17 protein-coding genes are annotated in these 22,733 nt (G+C 39.6%); all 17 read left to right on the top strand.

The annotated features are described in order from the left end of the window. The first annotated feature begins 67 nt into the window (after positions 1–67). The 17 genes from APA_RS00615 (at position 68) to APA_RS00535 (ending at position 22,687) form a co-directional block, all read left to right on the top strand. Positions 68–1,211 (top strand): IS3 family transposase gene (locus APA_RS00615; RefSeq protein ID WP_374101331.1). Its coding sequence is split into 2 segments (ribosomal slippage): positions 68–343 and positions 345–1,211, totalling 1,143 coding nucleotides; the frame shifts between segments, so codons are not numbered across the junction. Positions 1,212–1,567: 356 nt separating this feature from the next. After that, positions 1,568–3,487 (top strand): M48 family metallopeptidase, encoded by a 1,920-nt coding sequence (locus tag APA_RS00610; RefSeq protein ID WP_201320386.1) that lies wholly within the window; start codon positions 1,568–1,570, stop codon positions 3,485–3,487. Positions 3,488–3,629: 142 nt separating this feature from the next. Further along, entirely contained in the window at positions 3,630–4,901 is a 1,272-nt protein-coding gene (locus APA_RS00605) for a C13 family peptidase (protein ID WP_201320385.1), read from the top strand. Positions 4,902–4,954: 53 nt separating this feature from the next. Beyond that, positions 4,955–5,920 carry a DUF6745 domain-containing protein gene (locus APA_RS00600; RefSeq protein WP_201320384.1) on the top strand — a complete coding sequence of 322 codons (966 nt, stop codon included), beginning with the start codon at positions 4,955–4,957 and terminating at the stop codon, positions 5,918–5,920. A 110-nt stretch (positions 5,921–6,030) separates the two neighbouring features. Beyond that, positions 6,031–7,422: a hypothetical protein gene (locus APA_RS00595; protein ID WP_201320383.1), complete on the top strand. Its 1,392-nt coding sequence runs from the start codon at positions 6,031–6,033 to the stop codon at positions 7,420–7,422. Positions 7,423–7,636: 214 nt separating this feature from the next. Further along, positions 7,637–8,752 (top strand): DUF1822 family protein, encoded by a 1,116-nt coding sequence (locus APA_RS00590; protein ID WP_201320382.1) that lies wholly within the window; start codon positions 7,637–7,639, stop codon positions 8,750–8,752. Continuing rightward, positions 8,753–11,200: a CHASE2 domain-containing protein gene (locus tag APA_RS00585; RefSeq protein ID WP_201320381.1), complete on the top strand. Its 2,448-nt coding sequence runs from the start codon at positions 8,753–8,755 to the stop codon at positions 11,198–11,200. It begins immediately after the preceding gene. 22 nt (positions 11,201–11,222) lie between these two features. Then, positions 11,223–11,873, top strand: coding sequence for a sigma-70 family RNA polymerase sigma factor (locus APA_RS00580; protein ID WP_201320380.1), 651 nt, complete (start codon positions 11,223–11,225; stop codon positions 11,871–11,873). An 88-nt stretch (positions 11,874–11,961) separates the two neighbouring features. Then, the gene (locus APA_RS00575) at positions 11,962–12,927 is read left to right on the top strand and encodes a DUF1822 family protein (RefSeq protein ID WP_201320379.1); all 966 of its coding nucleotides are present in this window, start codon (positions 11,962–11,964) and stop codon (positions 12,925–12,927) included. An 81-nt stretch (positions 12,928–13,008) separates the two neighbouring features. Next, positions 13,009–13,845: a hypothetical protein gene (locus tag APA_RS00570; protein ID WP_201320378.1), complete on the top strand. Its 837-nt coding sequence runs from the start codon at positions 13,009–13,011 to the stop codon at positions 13,843–13,845. Positions 13,846–13,858: 13 nt separating this feature from the next. Continuing rightward, positions 13,859–14,170, top strand: coding sequence for a hypothetical protein (locus APA_RS00565; protein ID WP_201320377.1), 312 nt, complete (start codon positions 13,859–13,861; stop codon positions 14,168–14,170). 6 nt (positions 14,171–14,176) lie between these two features. Next, complete coding sequence (locus tag APA_RS00560; protein ID WP_201320376.1) at positions 14,177–16,108, top strand: M48 family metallopeptidase; 1,932 nt, start codon at positions 14,177–14,179, stop codon at positions 16,106–16,108. 388 nt (positions 16,109–16,496) lie between these two features. Further along, entirely contained in the window at positions 16,497–18,356 is a 1,860-nt protein-coding gene (locus APA_RS00555) for a CHAT domain-containing protein (RefSeq protein ID WP_201320375.1), read from the top strand. 16 nt (positions 18,357–18,372) lie between these two features. After that, a complete protein-coding gene (locus tag APA_RS00550; RefSeq protein ID WP_201320374.1) occupies positions 18,373–19,497 on the top strand; it encodes a hypothetical protein in 1,125 nt (374 codons plus the stop codon). A 27-nt stretch (positions 19,498–19,524) separates the two neighbouring features. Beyond that, entirely contained in the window at positions 19,525–21,309 is a 1,785-nt protein-coding gene (locus APA_RS00545; RefSeq protein ID WP_236579344.1) for a VWA domain-containing protein, read from the top strand. A gap of 4 nt (positions 21,310–21,313) precedes the next feature. Next, a complete protein-coding gene (locus APA_RS00540) occupies positions 21,314–21,691 on the top strand; it encodes a hypothetical protein (RefSeq protein ID WP_201320373.1) in 378 nt (125 codons plus the stop codon). Between the two features lie 198 nt (positions 21,692–21,889). Further along, positions 21,890–22,687: a prohibitin family protein gene (locus tag APA_RS00535; RefSeq protein WP_201320372.1), complete on the top strand. Its 798-nt coding sequence runs from the start codon at positions 21,890–21,892 to the stop codon at positions 22,685–22,687. Positions 22,688–22,733 lie beyond the last annotated feature (46 nt).

The following is a 22,733-nucleotide window of genomic DNA, read 5'->3' as shown; positions in this document are numbered from 1 at the left end:
TATAATGCTCCCTATAAATCGGACAGGAGATTAAGATAGAAAAGCTGCCAGAAATCACGAAGAAAGTATGGAGAAAATAAAAATAATGCAACGAAAAAAACACAGTGCAGAATTCAAAGCCAAAATAGCGCTGGAAGCAGCGAAAGGATTGAAAACAATCAACGAAATAGCAGGAGAAGCCGAGGTACACCCAACCCAAGTGACTCTATGGAAGAAACAACTGCTAGATGAAATGCCAAGCCTATTTGCCAGTGGTCGAGGACAGCAAGAAAAAAAGGAGGAAGATTTGACAGGCGCACTGTATCAACAAATCGGTCAGCTCAAGGTAGAACTGGACTGGATGAAAAAAAAATCTGGTCTTAGCCGTAGCTGAGAAGAAAGAATTGATTGAGCCAACGCATCGATCAATCTCGATTGCTCGACAGTGCGAACTATTGGGACTAGCAAGGTCTAGTTTTTACTATGAACCGAAACCCGAAAGTGAGCAAAATCTAAAGCTGATGCAGATGTTAGACAAACAGTTCACTACAACACCATTCTACGGTGTCCGCAGAATGACGGCTTGGCTTGCCACACAAGGTGAAGCCGTCAACCCTAAACGAGTCAGGCGATTGATGAGAGAGATGGGTTTAGAATCGATCTATCCCAAACCAAATCTCAGCAAAGCTAAAGACAACGTAAGGAAGTACCCGTATCTTTTAAAGGAGCAAGAAATAACAGTCCCCAACCAAGTTTGGAGTACAGATATTACCTACATTTCACTACCGCAAGGACATATCTATTTGGTCGCCGTAATCGATTGGTACAGCAGGTATGTACTATCTTGGGAGTTATCTAACACCATGGATGTTACCTTTTGCCTCAGTGCTTTGGATCGGGCTTTGACTCAGAATACACCCAAGATCTTTAACACCGATCAGGGTAGTCAATTTACCAGCTTAGCTTTCACCAGCAGATTAGAGCAGAAAGGAATAGCCATCAGCCAAGATGGGCGAGGTCGAGCCTTAGACAATATCTTTGTAGAGCGGTTGTGGCGATCGGTGAAGTATGAGGAGGTGTACCCCAAAGCTTACACATCGGTCAAAGAGGCGATGCAGGAGTTGGATAAATATTTCCACTTCTACAACAATGTAAGACTGCATCAGTCTTTGGACTATCAAACTCCTGCAACAGTTCATTTTAAACAACCTAACAAGGAGGTTCATATGTAGTTATTTTGATTGCCTTTTGTCGATGCAGCTTTTTATCTTAACTTTTATACTTTTTTGTCTTGACAATGGGGAGCGCTTTACAGAGAGGCATATTATTAGCCAAGACAGAAAAAAGCCACTTACAAGCAGAAACTATATAAGGGCTACAATTATGCTTATCTTGCAATAATCTGACTAAAGGTATTAAGGAGGAAACATATTTTTTTATGTGGATTTTGTGGACAAGATTTAATAGCAAATAGAATTTAGATGCATAGCTCAATAAATGTTAGAGATATTAAAAAATATAGAATTATTTCAAACACTATCTCTAATTTCTTAGATCAAAGTGATTTCATAGAAAGGCAAATAAAGACATGAGTATGAACCAAGCTCAATTTGAGAAACTAGTAAAAGAATTAGATAATTTTGCTCATCAGCAACCTCATAAATATAAGCTACGGGTAAAGTTACTAGCCAGTTTAGGATACGCTTACGTCATCGGGCTAATTACTTTTCTATTAGGATTAGCGGGAAGTTTAATTTATCTTGGTATATTCTTACGCCTACCAATATCCTATGTTTTTATCAATGTACTTGTTAATTTCTTCCTAATTTATTTAGCAATAACTGCAATTTGGTTTACCGTAATTATTATAAAATCTCTCAAGATTTATTTCCCTAAGCCCAAAGGCGTGGAACTAAATCGACAACAGACACCACAACTTTTCCAGTTTATTGATGATTTAACATCTACTCTACAAGCTTCCAAGTGCGATCGCATTTTATTAACAGGAGACTTTAATGCTGGAGTTGTTCAGCTACCAAGGTTTTGGAAATTACATGAAAACTACCTAATGTTAGGTTTACCACTCATGTGCGCCTTATCGCTTGAGCAATTTCGGGCAGTGCTTGCCCATGAGTTAGGACATTTATCTCGCAATCACAGCCAATTACAAGGTCAAGTTTATCTTGTTCGCAAAACTTGGTATCAAGTATGGGTAAACCTTAAAGAGTCAAGTTTGGATTCTACATTTCTATTAAATTTATTCCTAAACTGGTATGCTCCTTTCCTTTATGCTTATTCATTTGCTATGGCTAGATCTGATGAGTACGAAGCAGATCGCTATGCCAAAGAAATAGCAGGTGCTGACAGTATCGCTGAAGCACTAATTAGGTTTGAAGTGAATAGTCGATATATGCAAACAGCCTTTTGGGGAAATCTCTATAAGCAACCTCACCACCAAATCTTAACTCCAAATAATGTATATACAAATTTAGTTGATTTTTTATCTAAGGATTTTCCCCTAGAGCAACAAGTTAAACTTCTTGATTTGGCATTAGATCAATGTACAAGCTATGCAGATACCCATCCTTGTCTATCAGAGAGGCTAGCAAGCATTGGTTACAATTCAGCCAACGATCAGATAACGGTTCCTAATCTCCCAGAAATGAATGCCGCAAAAACTCTTTTAAATGATTCTCTAGAATCTTATATAAGCTGTTTTAACAAGGAGTGGCAACTTCAAACATCTATTAAATGGTACGAATGGCATAAAGAATCTCAAGATTTACAGATGCGGATCGAATATTTGGAAAGACAGGCTATAAATCATTCCTTGGCTATTGATAAGGCATGGGAACTTGCTAGTTTAACTCTCAATTTCAAAGGAGATACAGCCGCGATTCCCAAATTCAAAGCAGTTCTTGATGTTGATCTCAAACATGCTGACGCAAATTATGCGATCGCAAATATTCTCTTAGAAAAAGGAGACGATCAAGGTGTGCAGTATATGGAAATGGCGATGGAACAAGATTATGGGAAGGTCGTATCAGGTTGTGAGCTAGTCCGTGCTTTTATGCGGCAAAAAGGAGATTTTGAAAGAGCTGATTATTATCGAGAACGTGGGAATAGTCATTATCAATTACTTTTGCTGGCTCAAGAAGAACGGACATGTATCGATGCTAAAGATAAATTCATAACTCATAATTTGCCGAAAGATCTTCTAAAATCTCTGAATAAGCAGTTATCAGATTATCCACAGATGAAAGAAGCATATATAGTCCAAAAGGCTGTCAAGTATTTTTCTGAGCAGCCATTTTATATTTTAGGATTTGTGCGAAGGCGCATTTTGAATGATGATTATGCTAAAGAGCGAGATCTTGAACTTTTCAGCGATCTCCACAATGATCTAGATTTTCCTTACGAAATATATATTATGCATCTTAACTTGTATAGATGGAATTTGAAACGAGCCTTATCTCGCGTGCCGAAGTCGAAAATCCCACTTTATTAGCCCCAAGAATGTAATGTTTTCTGAAAGCAAGCAATTATTGGCAATTGCGGCAAAATGGTTATAGTGATTAAACACCTCTTATTACATAGATGCTCAAATTCCAGATATATGTTTGATTGCTAATTTATATGTGTAAAGTCCTATGAGATTTACCGAAAAGCATAATTCAACTCCTATCTATCTCCTGATCTTGTTTGTATTAACAAATATAATAGGGTGTGATCGGAAATCACCACAGATAGATCCACCAGTTGCCAAAAGTGATCCGCCAGTTGTCAAAAGTGATCCAACAATACATTGTCAAAAAGAATCGGCAACGAGTTTTTTAGTGATTGGCGGAGGTGGCGCTCCCAGTAATAACGAAATTGCACTAGAAAAGAATCTACTGTATTTTCAGCGATCGCTTTGTAAGATAGGCTATACGCCTAAGCAAGCAAAAGTCTTTTTTGCGAATGGCAATAATGGAGAAGCCACGATTAGATATATTGACGAGTCTAAAAGGGAGCAATATAAACCGCCCAACATCCCCAATCTTAATGGAAGTTCTACTTACAGAAATTTAAAGAGTTCTCTTTTAGAAGATCAGTCTGTAAAGCCTTTATTTTTCTATTTCACAGGGCATGGCTTGCTAAACAAAAAGAATAATAATGATAACACTATAATTTTATGGAATGAGCAATATGTGAGCGTCAAACAATTGGCAAAAGTCCTCGATCAAATGCCATATCAAAAACCTTTTGTAACAATGATGTCGCAATGTTACTCTGGCTCATTTACTAACTTAATTTATAAGAATGGCGATCGCTTACAGCCAATAGCCAAGCAACGACGTTGTGGCTTTTTTGCAACTATTAAGACTTTACCTTCAGTAGGATGCACTCCTGAAGTTGATGAAGCTGATTATCAAGACTATAGTTCGAGTTTTTATGCTGGATTAACGGGAGTTAATCGCGTCAATCAACCCGTTCCTTCTGCTGATTATAACCTCAATGGCAAGGTCGCTTATAATGAAGCCCATGCCTATGCTAAAATCGATGATAAGAGTACGGATTTGCCAATTTCCACATCAGAGGCTTGGCTTCAGGAGCGAGAATCTCAAAAAGATCGAGATGTGATTGTAAATCAGCCGATCGCATCTTTGTTAGTAAGCGCTCGTCCTGAGCAGCACTTCGTGGTTAGCTCCATAATCAAGATGCTTAATATCAATATTGCTCTATCGTTTAATCAAAACAAAAAAGTTTTAGCATTAATACTAAATGATGAAATCAAACAGACTTATTTGGAAAGATTGCGAATGGAATTAACTAATATTGTTATGGAGAAGCAGATTCGTAAATTAGGCGATCACAATAATATTAATATTATTGATCGCTTAATTGAATGTGAAAGTGGCTCTTGGGAGAATAATTCTTGATCAGGGATTAGGGGATTTGAACATGTACATAATGAGTTATAGAAGAGAACCTTATGGCGACTCGTAAAATTAGCTATTTGTCTGTAGAACAGCAAGCTCAGATTGCTACCTATCGCCAAAAATGGGAAAAGACAATATTTTCAATAACCCGAATTGCTCGACATAATGTAGAAAAGATTATAGTGAATCTATATGCCCACAATAACAAACCTGTTCCACAGATAGTTTTTTTTGCAAGCCCAGACCGGGCTTTGAATTTTTTATTCGATCAGCAAAATATTCAAATTTTATCTAGTCTTATGCAAGAGCTAGACAAGTTAGCAGTGCAGATGTTTGATAATGGATTAATACATAAAGGGGAAACACCTCTCTCAGGTATGTTCTTAGAATCTTTGTCATATAATTTGCAGAAACAAGAACTCTGTAGCTCGATAGGAAAGCCAATAGCTATGGATATTATTAGAGGTTTGAGGATTAATCTTATAGATTCAACTTTAGATCAATTAGAAGAAAATCTTTGGGGTTTGGAATCTCAATTCAGCAATCAGAAGTGGAAACTAGATTTCTTGATTTCTCAACAACTGGAAGAAAATTTGTCTGAACGCATATGTCCCCAAATACAAATTGGTTTTAACAAGATTTTGGCAAGTAGTAACTGGAGAGATATCAGTATTGTGATAGATAGTGTAACTGGCGATCTGTCTTGGCGGGAAGAATTGCAAGATTGTTTGAAAAATATTTACTTTAACAGGTTAAATACTAGTATTTATGCTAGACAAGAATTAGAGGGAATTAGTTTTATCGATTTCTGTATTTCCGTTTTAAAATGTGAATGTGACCTCAATTTATGGAATATGTATCAAACACTCTTTCAAGAATGTGACTGGATATTTCCATTTGATAATATTTGCTTGATTTGCGATCGCCCAACTAAAATTTCTTTCAGTGTTCGACATCGCTTGGGCAAGGATGTTGAGCCAATCATGCAATTTAGTGATGGTTTTAAGGTGTTTGAATGAAAGATAGTTGAAGCTCGAAACGCAGCAACTATCTTTTGGATTAGCCGATAAATGCATAGGTCAAGACGAACTAGAACTATTAACAGAAAGGCATAGCTGCGGAAATTATTATGAAAACAAGCCATTATTGGCAATTTGTGAAATTAAAAGCGACAGGGCAATGCATCCGTGAAACGATCGCTAATGCTAAAGAGTTTTTCTTGCAGCAATTTTCTGCAACAGATGATCTTGATGCTGTTGCTGAATTAACAGATTTACAAATTCAAAAACAATTATGGCAATTGTGGCAAAATGGCGAAGCGATCGCTGAAATTTGCTTGCGATGTTTTATTTCTAATCAAATCGAACAAACCTGTTATCAGATCGCCAATCAGTTTGGGACTGAGCATGGATTTCGATATCACGATCTGTTAGTTTTTGTGCTGAATGATTATATTGATTGCCATCAAAATCAGAGCAAATTTGTCTCAGTAGCCCGTGAAATTCTTGATGGTTTTGAGCCAGATCGCAGTAATTTAGCAACTTGGACAAGTCGTAAAGTCAAACAAAATCGGGAGTTAAATGCTTTTTTGTTGGAGCATGGCGTTTATCTTGTTAGCGATTGGGCAATACTCAATGACACCAGTCCCAAGCAATTGGAACGCATTTATACGGAGTTTTATCAAACTGCTCAATATTCCATTCAACAGACAAAACATCTATTAGAAGCCTATCATGCGGTTTATCGAATGGATCGATTGCAATCGAGGTTAAATGGAAGCAAAGGTCAATGCCCTGCACCCACTCCAGAGCAGTTACAAAGGATTAGTGAATATCTAGCTGTAAATCATGCTGAAAATCATGTTGTACCTAAAGCGCCAACCAATATTTTGAATAAATTGCAAGAAATGGCGAGCAGATTACGTCAATATCGCATACAGGCTAGGGGCGGTAAATCACGGCAAATTTCCCTCGATCAACCTGATTTGACGATTAATCCTGAGACTTTATTAGCTAATTCTGAAGATGAGAATGAAGCATTTGCTTTCTTAGCAGCCTATCGCCAACAGTTTGAGCAAAGCTTAGCAAAAGCGATCGCCCAAGTAACCTATATGCGTCATACCAAACTCACACAGCGATCGCCAGATCTTGCCGCAAATTTTCTGACTGGGCTGAGCTTATTTCACTGCCATGGTCAAACTATGACTGAGATTGCATCAGAGATTGGGCTAGAGGCTCAATATCAAGTAACGCGGTTACTTAAACTCAAGGAATTGCGATCGGACATTCGCCGTGAAATTTTAGGTAACTTACGTGAAGAAGTGATCGGACTAGTCAAGTTCTATGCCGATCCTTCGCAGTTATCGGAACTCGATCAAAAATTGGACGTTATTTTACAAGAGCTAGTAGAGGAAGAAATGGAAAGTGCTGAATCTGAAAGTATCAAAAGCAAAGGAATTCCTCTGCGAAGTCGATTTGCTGTAAAGCTTTGTCAGTATTTACAGCAAATCCATCAATGTTGATAAATAAGCATACATGTAGGATGCGTTAGTGCAACATAACGCATCAATTAGAAAAAACGATGGGTTACGCTATCGCTAACCCATCCTACATTTACTTTAAGGGCAATGGCTTTGCATAACTACTAACAAACTAGCACTATGAATAGACAACGAATTAGAATAGATAAATACCATAATGAAGACAATCAATCTTCTCAGATTGGGGGAAACTCCTATGATTAGCGAATTTGACACAATCCCTCTTGATGCGATCGCATTGTCGCCCGATCTTATTCGTCATGCGCTCGCCTTATCGCAAAGTGATAATAAAAGCGCTAATAAGAATGCTAATAGCCAGTGGCAAGATTGTATAGATGCGATCGCCTATTTGAGCATTGGGGAATGGCTGCGCGATCGCTTGTCAAATATTTCTCTAGATGTCACGGAGGCAAATTGCTTTCAGGTCAATGGTTTTACGATTTATGTTTTAGCGATGACGCGATCGGCTGGTGATTCGGTCGAAATTCCTATAAACGTTATCGATTTGGAGACAACTAACTCTAAGCACAGCAATCTTTTTATTGTCGCTGTGGAAATTCAAGAGGAAATTGAGCAAGCTTTGGTTTTAGGATTTATTCGTCATGCTCAATTAATTGAGCATCTTCCTGAACTAGATCGCCTTGATAATACTTGCCAAGTTCCCTTATCGCTATTTGACGATCAACCTGAGCGATTGTTACTTTATCTCCAGCATTTGGAACCTGTATTAGAAACCGTAAGAGCATTTCAACCAGAAGCAATCACAGAATTGCCTCAAGTAAATATGACTGAGTTGATTCTCAATACTGGTCTATGGTTGCAATCACAACTAGATGAAATCGCCCAAACCTTAGCTTGGCAACTATTACCAACTTGGCAGCCCAATTATGCATCAGCATTGCGCTCTCCAGCTACAGAACTCCAAACAATCGTTAGTGAAGTAGCGAGGCTAACAGTCGATATTCCTCCCCACGCAAGGGCTGCCTATCAAGACTTTCAACTAGGCGATCGCCATTTGCGTCTATATGCAACGGTATGGGCTGATGGCGATCGCACAGAAAATCCTGAATGGACATTATTACTTGTGCTTGGTTCTCAATCAAGCAATGAGATTCCCTATGGCGTGAGAATGCGTATTCGCGATCAGCAGCAAGTTTTAGTAGATCGCAGGTTAGAGCCAAATACTAATGACATCTATCTCTATGCTTGCGTCACAGGTGAACAAAATGAAGCGTTTACAGTGTCGATTTCTTTGCCCAGTGGTGTTATGTTAACCTTACCAGCTTTTGCCTTTTATCCCAATGCACTCTAAATGCCGACTTATTACCTAGAAGTTGAGAAAATCGAATCGCAAAGTCGATTTATGTGCCGATTCCTGTTGTCTTGGGGAAAAAATCAACGAGGCGCTGTAGTTGCGATCGCATATTCAGAAAGCCTTGCTGCTAGCTATAGTGAATGGCAATCTGCTTATCTCAACTATTACCGCAATGTTGCATTAGGTGAATCCTTACGCGGTCGAGTTCAAGGCAGCGGCAGTTTTTCGCCTTTAACTGTGGATTGGTATGAGAAATTGCGAGAGGCAGAAGAAAGGCTACTCAGAGAATTTAACTTTTGGTTGCGCAGTCCAGAACTTTACGAACTTTGGGAAGAAATCAAGCGATCGGCTCGGCTTATATCCACACAATCAGCTAAATCCACTTCAGCCCATATTGATTTACTGATTACTTGTTCCGAAGAGTTGAGTTACTTGCCTTGGGAAGTATGGAAATTGCAAGATGAATTTGCCTTACTCGATACGGTACGCATTGCGAGAGCAGTCTATTCCAATGTAGAGGTATCCAATCCTCAATATCACCGCCGTCCGAGATTATTAGCAATTTTTGGAGATGAAACAGGTTTAGATTTTCAGCACGATCGCGTTGCAATGCAGATTTTATCGGGATTAGCGGAAATTCATACAATATGCTGGGAGGCGAACACAGCAGATCGTATTCATCAAAAGCAAAAAATCTGTGATGCGATCGCGGATGAACAGGGGTGGGACATTCTGTTTTTTACGGGACATAGCGATCAAACGGATTTAACGGTGGGGAAATTGTTGATTGCACCCAATAGCTCTTTGACCATGAGCGATATTGAGCCTTATCTACTGCAAGCTAAAAAGCTGGGGTTACAGATCGCAATTTTCAACTCTTGCAATGGCACTGCGATCGCCTCATGGTCGATCAGTAAAGTAGGAATCCCGCAAGCGATCGCTATGCGGGAACCAATCCATAATCAAGCAGCCCAGAGCTTTTTGGTACAGTTCCTCAAAAATCTTGCCCAATATCAAGACTCGCATACATCCATGCTTGGCGCTTGTCGTTATTTACAGGAAGCGAGATTATTATTACCCTCTGTTTACTTGATTCCTTCTCTATTTCGTCATCCTGATGCACAGCTATTTCAGCTATTGCCAACAGGTTGGAAGTCAATCTTAAGACGAATTGCACCAAATCCTCTGCAAGCGATCGCCCTCAGTAGTTTGCTAGCAATTAGCTGCATTCCATCCTTGCAAGAATGGATGCTCGATAGTCGTGTTTGGCTGCAAGCAATCTATCGTCAGCAAACCCAGCGTATCCCCCAAGCATCTCCACCCGTTCTTTTAGTGCAAATCGATGAGGCTTCTTTACAAAAAGCTGCGATCGCCGATCCGTACCCGATGGATCGGCAATATTTGGCGAAGTTAGTCGATCGCTTAGCCAGCCAAAAAGCGCAAATCATCGGCATTGATTATTTACTCGATCGCTCCCATCGCAATCTTAAAGATGGCAAAGATAATGGTCAAAGCGATCGCATTTTAGGTCAATCGCTCCAAAATGGTGTAAATCAAAAAGATGAAACTTGGTTTGTCTTAGCTTCTGTTTATAGTGAAGGCAATTGGTTAGAGACATTGCCTGAAATTGCCAGCAAAAATGGCACGGTGGATGGACATATTCATATGTCGGTGCAGTATTTGCCGTTAGTTCAAGCCGATGTTCCCAAATTGCCTTTTGCCTATTTGCTCGCAGGCTTACATCGAGTCAGGCAAACACAAAATCTGCGATCGCCTTTAGCTCCAGATGCTAGCCTCTTTGCCCAAGTCTCGGACAGATTACAGCTATATGGGAAAACATTTCGCAATTTGCTGTCACCCTCCTCGCAAATGCTACCAGTTACTAATTTTGCTCAAGATGCGATCGCTCAGTCATGGCTACATCCCATTGTTGACTTTTCGATTCCACCCGATCGCATTTATCAAACAATTCCTGCATGGAAATTATTACAGGACAACCCACAACCCATAGCTTCTCAATTGAATTCTCAAATCGTGATTATTTCCGCCAATTATTCCGAAGCAGGTGTATTTAAGCAAGGTGAAGATTCTTTCGCGCAACCAGCCGCAATTCGCTATTGGCTCCAGCAATCGGCACTAACGAGACAACGTGAAACCTATACAGGCGGAGAAATCCAAGCCTATGCAGTTCATCATTTCTTACGCGATCGCTATGTTATCCCAATCCCTGACTCATGGATGATACTTTTGTTTCTCACTAGTGGGGCGATTCTTGTGGGATTTTGGCAACCGCGATCTCGCCGTCAAGTATATATTTTGCTCGGTTCTAGCCTAAGTCTATATACCTTAGCAAGTATCGAGATTTATATTTCTGGTGGAATTCTCTTGCCCATGGTCTTGCCTGCGATCGCTGCGATCGTATACTGTTTGCCTAAGTTAAAATAATTATTATAAATAGACTTCTAAAATGATCGCTTTAGAGCAACAATTAAAACAGCTTGTGACAGAAACTTGTCAGCATCCGCACGGAAGTGTTGCTCGACAGAGAGCATTAACTTCACTGGTTAGGCTGATTAATCGCTCACAAAAACTTTGGAAAGATAGTTCTCCCTATTATGAAGATGCTTTGCAGCTAACATGGCTATATTTCTGTCGAAATCTCTGCGAGGCTACTACGGCAAAATCTGCCTACGACTCCGATCGCAGTAATGTTATTACTTGGATGAATGCTTACCTTAAATACCGATTGCAAGATATGTATATCGAAAACCAGCAACAGCAAATAAAATCTGGATTAGAGGAAAGAGAAGATAGCAATAATGCTGTTATAGATCAGGCAATAGATCGCATAGCTGCCCCTGTACAATCATCTAATTTGTTAGAGCAAGTTCGAGAATGGGTGGAATTAGATAAGACAAAAGTTTTGCAGCGAACATATGTACGCGATCGCGCTGATGTTAATGCTCAGGTTCTAATTCTCAAACGATTACCTCCTGAAACTAATTGGCAAAACTTAGCGCTAGAGTTTTCGCTACCAATCTCAACTCTCAGCAGCTTTTATCAACGCAAATGTATTCCGCTATTAAAAGAATTTTACGAAAAAAATAGAGTTGCCTAGTTCAACAAACTCAATAATTTTTTAAAAGTGCCGCTTCGCGGCACTTTTAAAAAATTATTGAGTTATGCAAAATTCCTTAGGATTAATTATGGTAAATATTAAAGACAGTTTTTTATCCCTTCCAATTGCTAATGAATATCGTGATATCGCACGATCATTTGCATCTCAACAACCTTTTTTGCATATTGCAGAACGAGTGCAGCGTAATACTTTGGCAGTACTAATAATGCGCGACTACCTAGAGATGATGGGAATCTCGACAAGCTTAGAAACAAGCAATAGCTGGAATCCTATTGTACAAATATGTGCAAATGTTGCCGATCTGGATATTGAGGGTTTAGGCAAGGTAGAGTGTCGATCTCTAAATGAGGGGGAATCAACATGTTACATGCCTCCTGAAGTATGGGAAGAGCGTATTGGTTATACTGTTGTTCAACTAGACGTAAATTTGCGATCGGCGACAGTTTTGGGCTTTATGCCACATGTGGAGATTGACTTTGTGTCAATCGATCTTCTTCAACCGATTGAAAGTTTATGTGTAGCGATCGCAAATTTACGAGCATCTACTCCACAAGTTTCTAGTAATTCAAGGGCGATCGCGAATCTTAGCAATTGGTTGCAGGATCTCTTTGAGTCAGGTTGGCAAGAGCTAGAAACATTGCTAGATGGTAATCAGCCTCAATATGCTTGGCGTAATCGAGAGTTTTTAAGTTCTATTCCTAACGCATCTAATCTGATAGAAGTAAGACGAGGTAAGTTAATCGATCTTGGTTTGGAGATGTTTGGGTGTTTAGTTGCGCTAGTTATCACAATTTCGCAAGTTACTCAAAATGAGACTAATATTCGTCTAGCTATTTATCCAATGACGGATACATTTCTGCCTGAATTTCTTAAATTAGTGATTTTAGATGATGCTGGAAATATTTTTCTACAGGTTCAAGCTCGAAGTATCGACAACTATATTCAGCTTCAATTGAGTGGCAATACAGGAGAAAATTTTAGTGTTCAAGTCTCTCTTGCAGAAGTATTGCTGACAGAAAATTTTGTGATTTGAACTGGCGATCTTTTATTTGTTTATTGCATAGCTTGCAATCGCCTAGAGCTAAATAAGCCTAGTAAAGATACAGGCATGATTATGAAAATAATAGAACATAGCCCTAAACAACTTGTCATCTATAGCCGACCAATTGGATTATGGCTAATTTCTGCACTATTTCCTCTAATAGGGCTTTTTATAGGGATTCTTTCGTTAGAGGCTAACTTTTTTAGCTGCAACCGCATTGAAAAAAATGTTGGTTTTTGTCAAAAGCTCACTGTTAAAATATTGGGAATTCGCGCGAAACAAACTCCCCTCCAGCAAATAATCAGTGCTGAGGTTAAACAAAAAAGTTATCCTCAGGAAGGAACATACTACCGCGTCGAAATCAATACTACTGAGGGTGCTATTCCATTAAAAGATTTTTGGGAAGGTAATGGATTTGATGCTCAGAATAAGCAGGAAATAGCTTCTCAAATCAATCACTTTTTAAAAAATCACGACCAAGCCTCAATAGCCATTAACCAATATCCAAATTGGTTTAGTTTAGTCTGGTTTTTAGGTTGGATGTACTTTAGTTTACAGTTCTTTTTCGGTGTGGCTCAGATTAGAACTTGCACATTTGACAAGACCCTGAATATATTAATAATTGAAGTCAAAGGATTGATGGGCAAGAAAATTGATGAATATCCTCTCAGCCAAATCTCAAATATTATTGTAAGTGGTGGTGGAATATCGTTTAACGCAATTCCTACAGAACCAGTTCATATAATTCTAAATTCAAGTGAACAGATTTCAGTTTACCTAGCATTAGACTCCTTTAGCGCTCCAAACAACTGGTATCAAAAAGCTCAAGAAACCGTTGATTTGATTCAAGTGTTTCTAGGGATTCCCATTGAAATTGATGGTATTCATAAATTAGATTCTCAAAAATAGTAGTTTAATTCGTATGGAAGTCTCAGCTATATTTTTAATTTCTTGTGGATTAGTGACGTTGATTATGTTGCTTGTGCTATCGCGTCCTCATCAACTTCGATGGGATAAAAAATTAGGTTTATGGTTGTCAAATGTATGGCAATGGTGGCAAGATTTACAGGAAGATATTGAATGTGCGCCCTTGGAGCAAAAGCTTAATGAATTGGTAAAGAGACGATGGGATGTCGCCGAGCGTTTGCTAAAAGCACAAAAGCTAAGAAGTCCTAATCAAAAGAGGAAATGGTATTTAGAAAAAGTTATTTACGATCTTAAACGCGGACGGTGAGAATTTATGACTCAAGAGAAGTTTGATGAATTGGTTCAGCAATTGGAAATATACTCGCAGCAACATCCTAATCTATATAAATTGCGTGTAGCTGCGTTGGCTACATTTGGATATGTTTATATTTTTGTGGCGATCGCATTCTTAATACTTTGTGCAGTTTTAATTGGTGCGATCGCCATTTATGGACGTGCTGTCAATAAATTAACAATGTATATGGTGCTAATTTTTATCGTCCCAGCATTTTTGCTATTGCGATCGCTGTGGGTGACATTTCCTGCACCAACTGGTACAAAACTAAAGCGCAAACAAGTTCCCGAATTATTTGCTTTAGTAAACCGCCTCACAAAGTCTTTACAAGCTCCATCATTTCACCAGATTCTTCTCACCGCAGAATTTAATGCTGCGGTCTGTCAAGTTCCTCGTCTAGGGATTTTCGGTTGGCAACAAAACTATCTCATTCTTGGATTGCCATTAATGCAATCCCTCTCTCCTGAACAATTTCAAGCTGTATTAGCTCATGAAATCGGACATCTATCTGGCAATCATAGTCGCTTTGCTGGATGGATTTATCGAGTACGCAAAACATGGATGCAAATTTTAGAACGTTTCCAAACCGAGCAAGGAGCAGAAGTTGTGGCGATGAGTTTCTACGGATTTATCAATTGGTATTCACCGCTATTAAGTGCTTATTCCTTCGTGTTAGCAAGGGCTAACGAGTACGAAGCCGATCGCTGTGCGGCTGACTCTGTGGGTAATCAACATGCTGCCGAAGCATTGATTTTGGTTGGTGTGAGAAGTCAATATATGGACAATTCCTATTGGAAAAATATTTATCAACAAGTTAATACTCAACCAGAACCACCAAATTCTCCCTTTGCTCAACTTGCTCAATCCTTGCAAAATGAAATAGAGCCTGAGACTTATCAGAAATTATTAGAGCGATCGCTAGCTCTCAAAACCGATACCAGCGATACACACCCTTGTTTGCGCGATCGCATACAAGCTCTAGGTTTTAATCCATCAGCCCTGCCAGCGATGAATTTTAGTCCTGTGACAGCGAGCCAAAAATTTCTGGGTAGCTCTCTTGCTAATTTAACCGAACAATTTGATCGGGAGTGGTATACAAATGTTGAGGCTTCATGGAAAGAGAGATTTACTTATATTCAAGGACTTCGTATCGCTTTGCAAGCCATTGAAGAAAAGGCTAAATCAGAAATTTTAAATCTCACTGAAGCATGGAATCGAGCTTTTTGGACGAGTGAAATTATGGGCGATCGCGTGGCTCTTCCTTTTGCTCAAAATGTAGTTGCGATGCAAGCCGATCATGCTGGAGCAAATTATCTATTAGGCAAAGTTCTGCTTGAAGATGAAGATCCTAAAGGGATCGAGCATTTGGAAATTACGATGCAAGGTGATGTAGATGCGGTTATACAGAGTTGCGAACTAATTTACGGATTTCTCAAACAACATGGTAAAAATGATGAAGCACTGAAGTACCAGCAAAAATTAGCAATCCACTATCAAAAAGTTGGTTTGGCGCAACAAGAAAGGGCTTCGGTAAGTTGTTTTGAGGCTCTCATCACTCACGATCTGCCTGAAGAGGAGGTTAAAAAATTACAGCAGTATTTGTCGGGTTACAAAGATATCGAAACTGTCTATCTCGTTCGCAAGCATTTAACCCATTTTCCTGAGAAGCCGATGTATGTTTTAGCAATTAAATGTAAGCATTCTTTCTGGACTAAGATGCATTTGAGTGCTAGAGCCTTAGAAAAAGAGAAAAAGGCGATCGCCAAAATCGCTAAAGAATTTCAGTTCACAGAGTATACATACATCACCGTGTTTGCCTCAGATCGTAGTTTTCGTAAAAATGATTTTCCCTCTGTCATATCAGAAGATTACATCAAGAAAGTCGCAGGCAAGACAATTTACCAAGCCTAAGTTTTCTTCGATCTTGTGAAGTTAAACAAAAACACAAAATGGCTACGCCATTTTGTGTTTTTGTTTTATGCGTGGCAATAAAGTTTAAGTTTTGTAAACTATGGCGTAAGTTCATTGTTCAAGCCTGATGAATTTATAAGTGCGTAAGCAAAAGAAACCTGTAAATGCATAGATCCCCGACTTTTTCTTTGCAATCACAGATCAATTCTGTCAATAACGCAAAAAGTCGGGGATCTCAATCTTTGCATCTTCAGTTTTTTAAGGCAGCGCTACTTAAATAATTGATTGGATAATGCATAGATCGGCGATCGCCAGAGCTATGTGAAACTAGGCAACCATTTTTAGTTTATTTATTTAAAGGTGATTTAATGACAAATCTAAATAAAATGTGCATGATGGGTCTGTAGCTATTTTTGATGGAGCGATCGCCATTATGGGGAAGCTAGTAACCCTAAAATTTAATGACGGTAATTTCGAGCAGGGATTTGTAGTCACTATTCAAATCGGCGAAGAAGGAGCGCTTCCGTCCTCGGAGATCGTGGCAAATTTGCCCCCATCAAAAGAGTTGCCTAAGCTTTATGATGCATGGCAGTCTCGCTATTTGAAAATAGGAGCAACAACTCGGCTCTCAGCCGATGCGAATGCTGTTACCAATGTCTCCTTTCTCGAAGATTGTTATGATGCTGCCGAAAAGCTCTCAGAACATCTCAATCAATGGCTGCGATCGCCATCTTTTCTCCCTGCTAGGGAGTTAGTCTCCGATAATATCTACAGAACCGATGAAGTGCGCGTACTTCTCCAATCGGGAAATCCTTATTTACAGAAAATGCCTTGGCATTTGTGGGACTTATTTGATCGTCGCTTTACCAAGTCAGAGATTGCGATCGCTGCTCCTAGCTACTCCAGTATCGAACCCACCAAAAAACAGTCTGACAAAATCCGTATTCTCGTCATTCTTGGCAATAGTGAAGGTATCGATATAGATGCTGATCGCTCCATGCTAGAGCAATTGCCAAATGCCGACGTGACTCTGTTAGTAGAGCCGAGGCGGCAGCAACTGAACGATCAGTTATGGCAGCAGCAATGGGATATTCTCTTTTTTGCGGGGCATAGCTCTACGCAAGAGGATATCGGTCGGATCTATATCAACGAAACGGAAAGTCTAAGGATGGAACAGTTGCGTTATGCACTGAGGACGGCTGTTAGTAACGGGTTGCGATTAGCGATTTTTAACTCTTGCGATGGCTTGGGTTTAGCGCGATCGCTATTCGATTTGCATATCCCTCAAGTGATCGTGATGCGCGAACCGATCCCCGATGAAGTAGCCCAAAAGTTTTTGCGTTATTTTCTCGAAGATTTCTCAAGTGGAAACTCTTGCTATTTGTCAGTACGGAGAGCGAGAGAAAGGCTGCAAGGTATCGAAGATCGTTTTCCCTGTGCAACTTGGTTGCCAATCATTTGCCAAAACCCCGCCGAAACACCTTTAACGTGGTCGATGCCCAAGCAGGAGAAAGTGACAATGACTATGCCAGTAATAACCAAGCCACCAAGTCAAGTAGTAACACCAATGATAGACATATCATCGCCAAAACCGCCTAGTCGGAGTAATAAAAGGACAAAGCTATTCCAATTGCCTCAAACTTACATGCTTTTAGCGGGAACGGTTCTGGGATTGGCTTGCTTTGTGACGATACTGCGCCCACGTCCGATTGTGATTGCTAGTGGTGGTGCGATCGCGGCGATCATTTTTGGTGCGTGGTCATGGCAAATTAAGAAAGAATTTGCTTGGCTGAATGAAAATAATTTGCTAGATCGCTATGTATTTACTTCAAAACTAGATGGATTCGAGCGCAAGTCTTTGGCAGTTGGGATGCAGTGGCGCAGGGCAAAAGCTTGGGCTAGAGAGATGCATGTCTATGCCGAAAAAATAGTGGAGAAGGAACCAGATCTAACGGTGGATATCTTGGAAACTTTGATCACTGTTTTGGAATTGGCTGGTCAGGTTGCTGATGCGATCGCGACAACAAGTCAGGTGAAGTCTGAGAACTATCGTGTGGTGGCGCAGCGACGACTCCAAGCCAGTTACGATCGCCTCCAAGCAACTCACGAACTTTTGCAAAATTTACAAGATCAAGTTCTGTTGCTTTCGCTAGATCGCAATAGTTCCAATCTCAAAATGGAGCTTCCTGCACAGTTGAGATTAGCGATCGACACTAACAAAATCACTTTGCAAGCAAATGAAATTTAAAAAAGGAGAGAGTGTCATGCCTTCTCAATCTTCATTTTCTCAATTCATTAGTTGTGATCAAAACAGGCTTATAATTCGCACTCCTTTCCCTCTCTTGCTCATCAAGACTATAATTATTTCGGCGGTTATTTTGGATGTGGTCTTCGGAGTAAACTTGCCAGTCTCTTTAACATTCTTCCTTTCGGAAGAAATCTCAATGATCCCAAAAGCTTTAAACTCTTCAAAGTTAAGCTGCAATCGGATTGAAAATGAGATTGCTTGCTCTTTATCTGGCAATAATTTATTTGGCAATATAGAAAAAGCATTCGATTCAAAGCATGGAAAATTTGTTAGGGTAATGAGGAAGCCAAATAATTTTCGTGGGACACTATATAGAAATGATTTATTAATACTTTTAGCAGGAGCAGAAGAAATTCCTCTTTACACTTCAAGAAGTTTAGTAGACGATCAATATTCTCAATTAAATAAATTCTTGGAAGATGGGAAACAATCTAAAGTGTTAATTCAAACAAAAAGAACTTTTGATTTTAATGTCTCGACTTTCTTCGAGCATTTATCTTATGTTTTTATTGCAATCTGTTGTTACTTATCAGTATTAATTGCTCTGTCAACTTTTATTCTGTATAGGATAAACACAAATATCTACATATTTGACAAGGAAAATGGAAAGCTGAAAATCCAAAGATCTTACAACAGAAAACTTATTCGTGAAATTACACTCCAAAGAATAAAAAAAATTTTCTTAGACAAACAAATCGATCAAAAAAGTATTAGATTTGAAACAGACTTATATTCATTGAGTAGAGAGGGAAACAACGAAGGAACTTATTCGATGACAACAATTCACAACTTCCCTAAGGATTATTTTAAATATTCCTTTTCAGAAAATAAATATTCTTTACAGGAGAAAGTAATACCGATATTTAAAATCTTTATTTATAAGATCTATATTTATGATATTGAAAACTCTTTTTTGTTTTCAATAAACTTTTCAAGCATAGGAATTTTAAAATCGCGTAATGAAGCTCATAAAATCGCTGAGTCTATATGTATTTTTTTGCAACTGCCTCCCTATGAATCAAACGATCACCCTCCATGGAGAGGCATCTTAAAAGTTGATGCCGATCTACCTAATTATTAGAAAATGCCAACCTGAAAGGATAAATTCATGTCCATTAAAATGATTAATAACAGCGCAAAGAATCCGAGAGACTACCTATTCAAAAAACTCAAATCTCCCAGATCGCTTTGGTTTGCGATCGGGCTTAGCCTGACATTTCTTGTTGCTTGTGGAACGATTAAGATCGACTCTTTCGAGACGGCTAGCAAAGCTATTCAAAATGATTTCCTACCCAAAATCAGAATCGAGCAAGCGCTAGTTGCCGATGCATTGGCGGCGCGATATTCCACTGATAGCATTAAAGAACCTCTACCGAAGATTGAAGACTTTCCTTTGTATGGCGCTCAGCCAAATAATAACCCTAAAAATATTTATCTTGAGATTGTTAGCTCTGCTGAAAAAGCTAATGCTCAAAAACAGGATGAACGCTGGCTTGTGGACGTTGCAGAAGCCTTCAATTCCAAAAATGTGACTACAGGTTCGGGACAAGTAATACAGGTTGGTATTCGGAATACTCCTTCTGGTTTAGGTGCAAGATTGATTGCCTCTAAAACTTTTAAACCTGCTGCCTATACTCCATCCAGCGATCTGTGGGTAGACATCCTTAAAAGTGATGGCATTAATACGAAGATGATCGTACCAGTATTACAGCCCAATGGAACAGGCTTTGCCGTAAGAAATGATACCTATCAAGAACTCGCTAAAGGCGGAGAAGTAACATTCGAGAGATTGCTAGATGCGATTACTACAGGCAAAATCTCGATTGGCTATCCAAACCCTTATTCCAGTTCGACCGCTTTAAATCTCCTCTATACAATTCTCTGGCGAGCAGCAGGACACGATCGCGATAAGCAACCGCTAACAGTTCAAGACTTAAAGGTTCCCCAAGTTAGTTCCGTATTTGATGCTTTCCAGAAACAAGTGATCGTGACATCAGTTACGACCCTAGAGCTAAAGGACATCTTCATCCGTGACCAACAAAAAATGCAAGCCTTTCCACTTGATGGAGTTGCCTTTAACTCACTCAAGAAGTTACCAGGTTTTGAGCAAGTTACCTATGTGCCCTTTGGCTTGCCTCATAATGCCCCCTTAGTCGGATTTGATTGGAATACTCCTGAACAACGGGAAGCATTACAAAAGTTTGCTGAATTTGCAACTTCTGAACCAATGCAAAAGCTCGCTTTAACAACTCCCGAAATTTTGCAACATCTCAAACGAAAAGATCTACCCATTAATCCTTCTGGAGAAGTCCTGAAAACTGCCCTTACCTTCTGGAAGCAGCGTAAAGATGGTGGGCGAACTGTCTATATGATGTTGGTGATTGATACAAGTGGCTCAATGACTGGCGCGAGAATGCAAGCTGTTAAGGAAGGGCTACGCATTGCCACTAAAGAAATCAATGCTGGAAATCAGGTTGGTTTGATCACTTTTAGCGATCGCGTCAAGAATGTAGTCAACTTATCTCCTTTCGATGCCTTACAACATAAGCGCTTGCTAGCAGCAATCGATGCACTCGAAGCCGATGGTAGTACTGCCCTCTATGATGGTGCGATCGCAGGTTTAGCCCCTCTCATGGAACGCCGCAAAGCCGATCCTACAGGTGTATTTCGCTTGCTATTACTGACCGATGGCGAAGTAACTTCAGGACTTAAATTTGAGGAAGTCAAGGATCTGATGAAGTTTAGCGAAGTGCGAATTTATCCGATCGCCTATGGTGAAGTCAATCAGAAAGAGCTTGCTGCGATCGCAGCTCTAAGAGAGTCTACAGTCCAAGTCGGGACACCTCAAAATGTCCAGAACCTACTCAAGGAAATCTTTCAGACAAACCTGTAAACCTATGAATAAACTTAATCGTAAACTTGTAACTACGCTTGGTTTGGGATGGTTGGTTTTTGGCATTGTTGGCGGTGCGATCGCCTTTGTTTTTCCCCCAACTCAAATTACCGTTCTCATCGATCGCAGTTTTTGTCCTCAAGATCAATGGCAAGCGATCGCCTCCACCTACAACGATCTTTATCAGCAACACCAAAACCGCGATCTCCAAATTAAAGAGGTCATTGTTTTTGGCGATCTAGGACAGGAGATACTTTCTGGAGTGCCTTTGCCCGATACTGTGCGATCGCTCAATACCTATGGGAGATCGAATCAAGAGCGTCTGAAACAACTGCAATCTACTTACCCACTAGCCAAACTGCTCTCTTGTCAATCGCAATAGTGCCTTAGAGGAAATTAGCGATGGTTTGTAAACTTATGTAACTAGATGCGTATTTCTCGTTATTTAGATTGAGAAGTCATTAGAAAAAATATCTACTTAGAAAGCTCGGAGGCGATCGTGTTTAGTATTAAATTAAGCGAATTCCTTTGGTCGTTGAATAAAAAGCACTATTGGTTTGGAGGTATAATTTTTTTAGCTTTGACTGTAGTTCTTCCCAAATCCTTTGCAGTTGTTAATGCAGGTGAGCGCGGCATTCTTGTTAGTTTTAACAAGTCTCAAGAGGTTGTCCTGAATGAAGGCACTCATCCGATTGTTCCTTTTATATCTTCCGTAAGAATTGTGAATATTCGCATTCAAAGAACCGACATTGAAGGAACCGCTCGAACCAAGGATTTACAACGAATTACTACAAAAGTCACTCTCAATTGGCAAATTCCACCAGACAAAATCCAACAAGTCTATCAACAATTTGGGAATAACGAAGAGTTGGTATCGCGAATCATCGCTCCTGTTCTAGAGGAAATTGTGAAGGCGAGCATTCCAGCAAGGAGTCTCGAAAAGAATTTGATCGAACGCACGGAACTGAAACGCGAATTAGAAACAAAGGCGAAACAGCGATTAGAGTCCTACGGGCTTGTGATAACCGATCTATCAGTTCTAAATGTCACTGCGTCTGATGAATTCACTAGGGCGACAGAAGACAAACAAATTGCCGAACAAAAGGCGATTTCTGACAAGATTGTTGCAGAACAGGCACTGCAAAAGGCTGACTACGAATCTAAAAAAGCTGCAAAGGATGCAGAAACTGCGATCGCAATTGCTCGAGGACAAGCAGAATCACAAAAGTTGTTACAAACTTCTTTGAGTCCAGAAATTTTACAGAAACAGGCGATCGAGAAATGGGATGGTAAATTTCCAGTGGTGATGTCTAGCAATGGAGTTTTACCCTTTATCAACATCAGTGCTCCCACTGGCAATCCCACACCAAACAAATAGTTACGGCAATTCTCTCTCATTTCTAATTTTTCTTTAAATTTATAAA

The sequence above is a fragment of the Pseudanabaena sp. lw0831 genome (assembly GCF_016584665.1).
Taxonomy (GTDB): domain Bacteria; phylum Cyanobacteriota; class Cyanobacteriia; order Pseudanabaenales; family Pseudanabaenaceae; genus Pseudanabaena.
Note: the sequence above shows the minus strand (reverse complement) of the source record. Positions and strands in the feature narration are given on the sequence as shown.

Coding starts and splice junctions, on each gene's coding strand:
- APA_RS00610 (WP_201320386.1), top strand. CDS start 1,568: ATGAGTATGAACCAAGCTCAATTTGAGAAACTAGTAAAAGAATTAGAT.
- APA_RS00605 (WP_201320385.1), top strand. CDS start 3,630: ATGAGATTTACCGAAAAGCATAATTCAACTCCTATCTATCTCCTGATC.
- APA_RS00600 (WP_201320384.1), top strand. CDS start 4,955: ATGGCGACTCGTAAAATTAGCTATTTGTCTGTAGAACAGCAAGCTCAG.
- APA_RS00595 (WP_201320383.1), top strand. CDS start 6,031: ATGAAAACAAGCCATTATTGGCAATTTGTGAAATTAAAAGCGACAGGG.
- APA_RS00590 (WP_201320382.1), top strand. CDS start 7,637: ATGATTAGCGAATTTGACACAATCCCTCTTGATGCGATCGCATTGTCG.
- APA_RS00585 (WP_201320381.1), top strand. CDS start 8,753: ATGCCGACTTATTACCTAGAAGTTGAGAAAATCGAATCGCAAAGTCGA.
- APA_RS00580 (WP_201320380.1), top strand. CDS start 11,223: ATGATCGCTTTAGAGCAACAATTAAAACAGCTTGTGACAGAAACTTGT.
- APA_RS00575 (WP_201320379.1), top strand. CDS start 11,962: ATGGTAAATATTAAAGACAGTTTTTTATCCCTTCCAATTGCTAATGAA.
- APA_RS00570 (WP_201320378.1), top strand. CDS start 13,009: ATGAAAATAATAGAACATAGCCCTAAACAACTTGTCATCTATAGCCGA.
- APA_RS00565 (WP_201320377.1), top strand. CDS start 13,859: ATGGAAGTCTCAGCTATATTTTTAATTTCTTGTGGATTAGTGACGTTG.
- APA_RS00560 (WP_201320376.1), top strand. CDS start 14,177: ATGACTCAAGAGAAGTTTGATGAATTGGTTCAGCAATTGGAAATATAC.
- APA_RS00550 (WP_201320374.1), top strand. CDS start 18,373: ATGCCTTCTCAATCTTCATTTTCTCAATTCATTAGTTGTGATCAAAAC.
- APA_RS00545 (WP_236579344.1), top strand. CDS start 19,525: ATGTCCATTAAAATGATTAATAACAGCGCAAAGAATCCGAGAGACTAC.
- APA_RS00540 (WP_201320373.1), top strand. CDS start 21,314: ATGAATAAACTTAATCGTAAACTTGTAACTACGCTTGGTTTGGGATGG.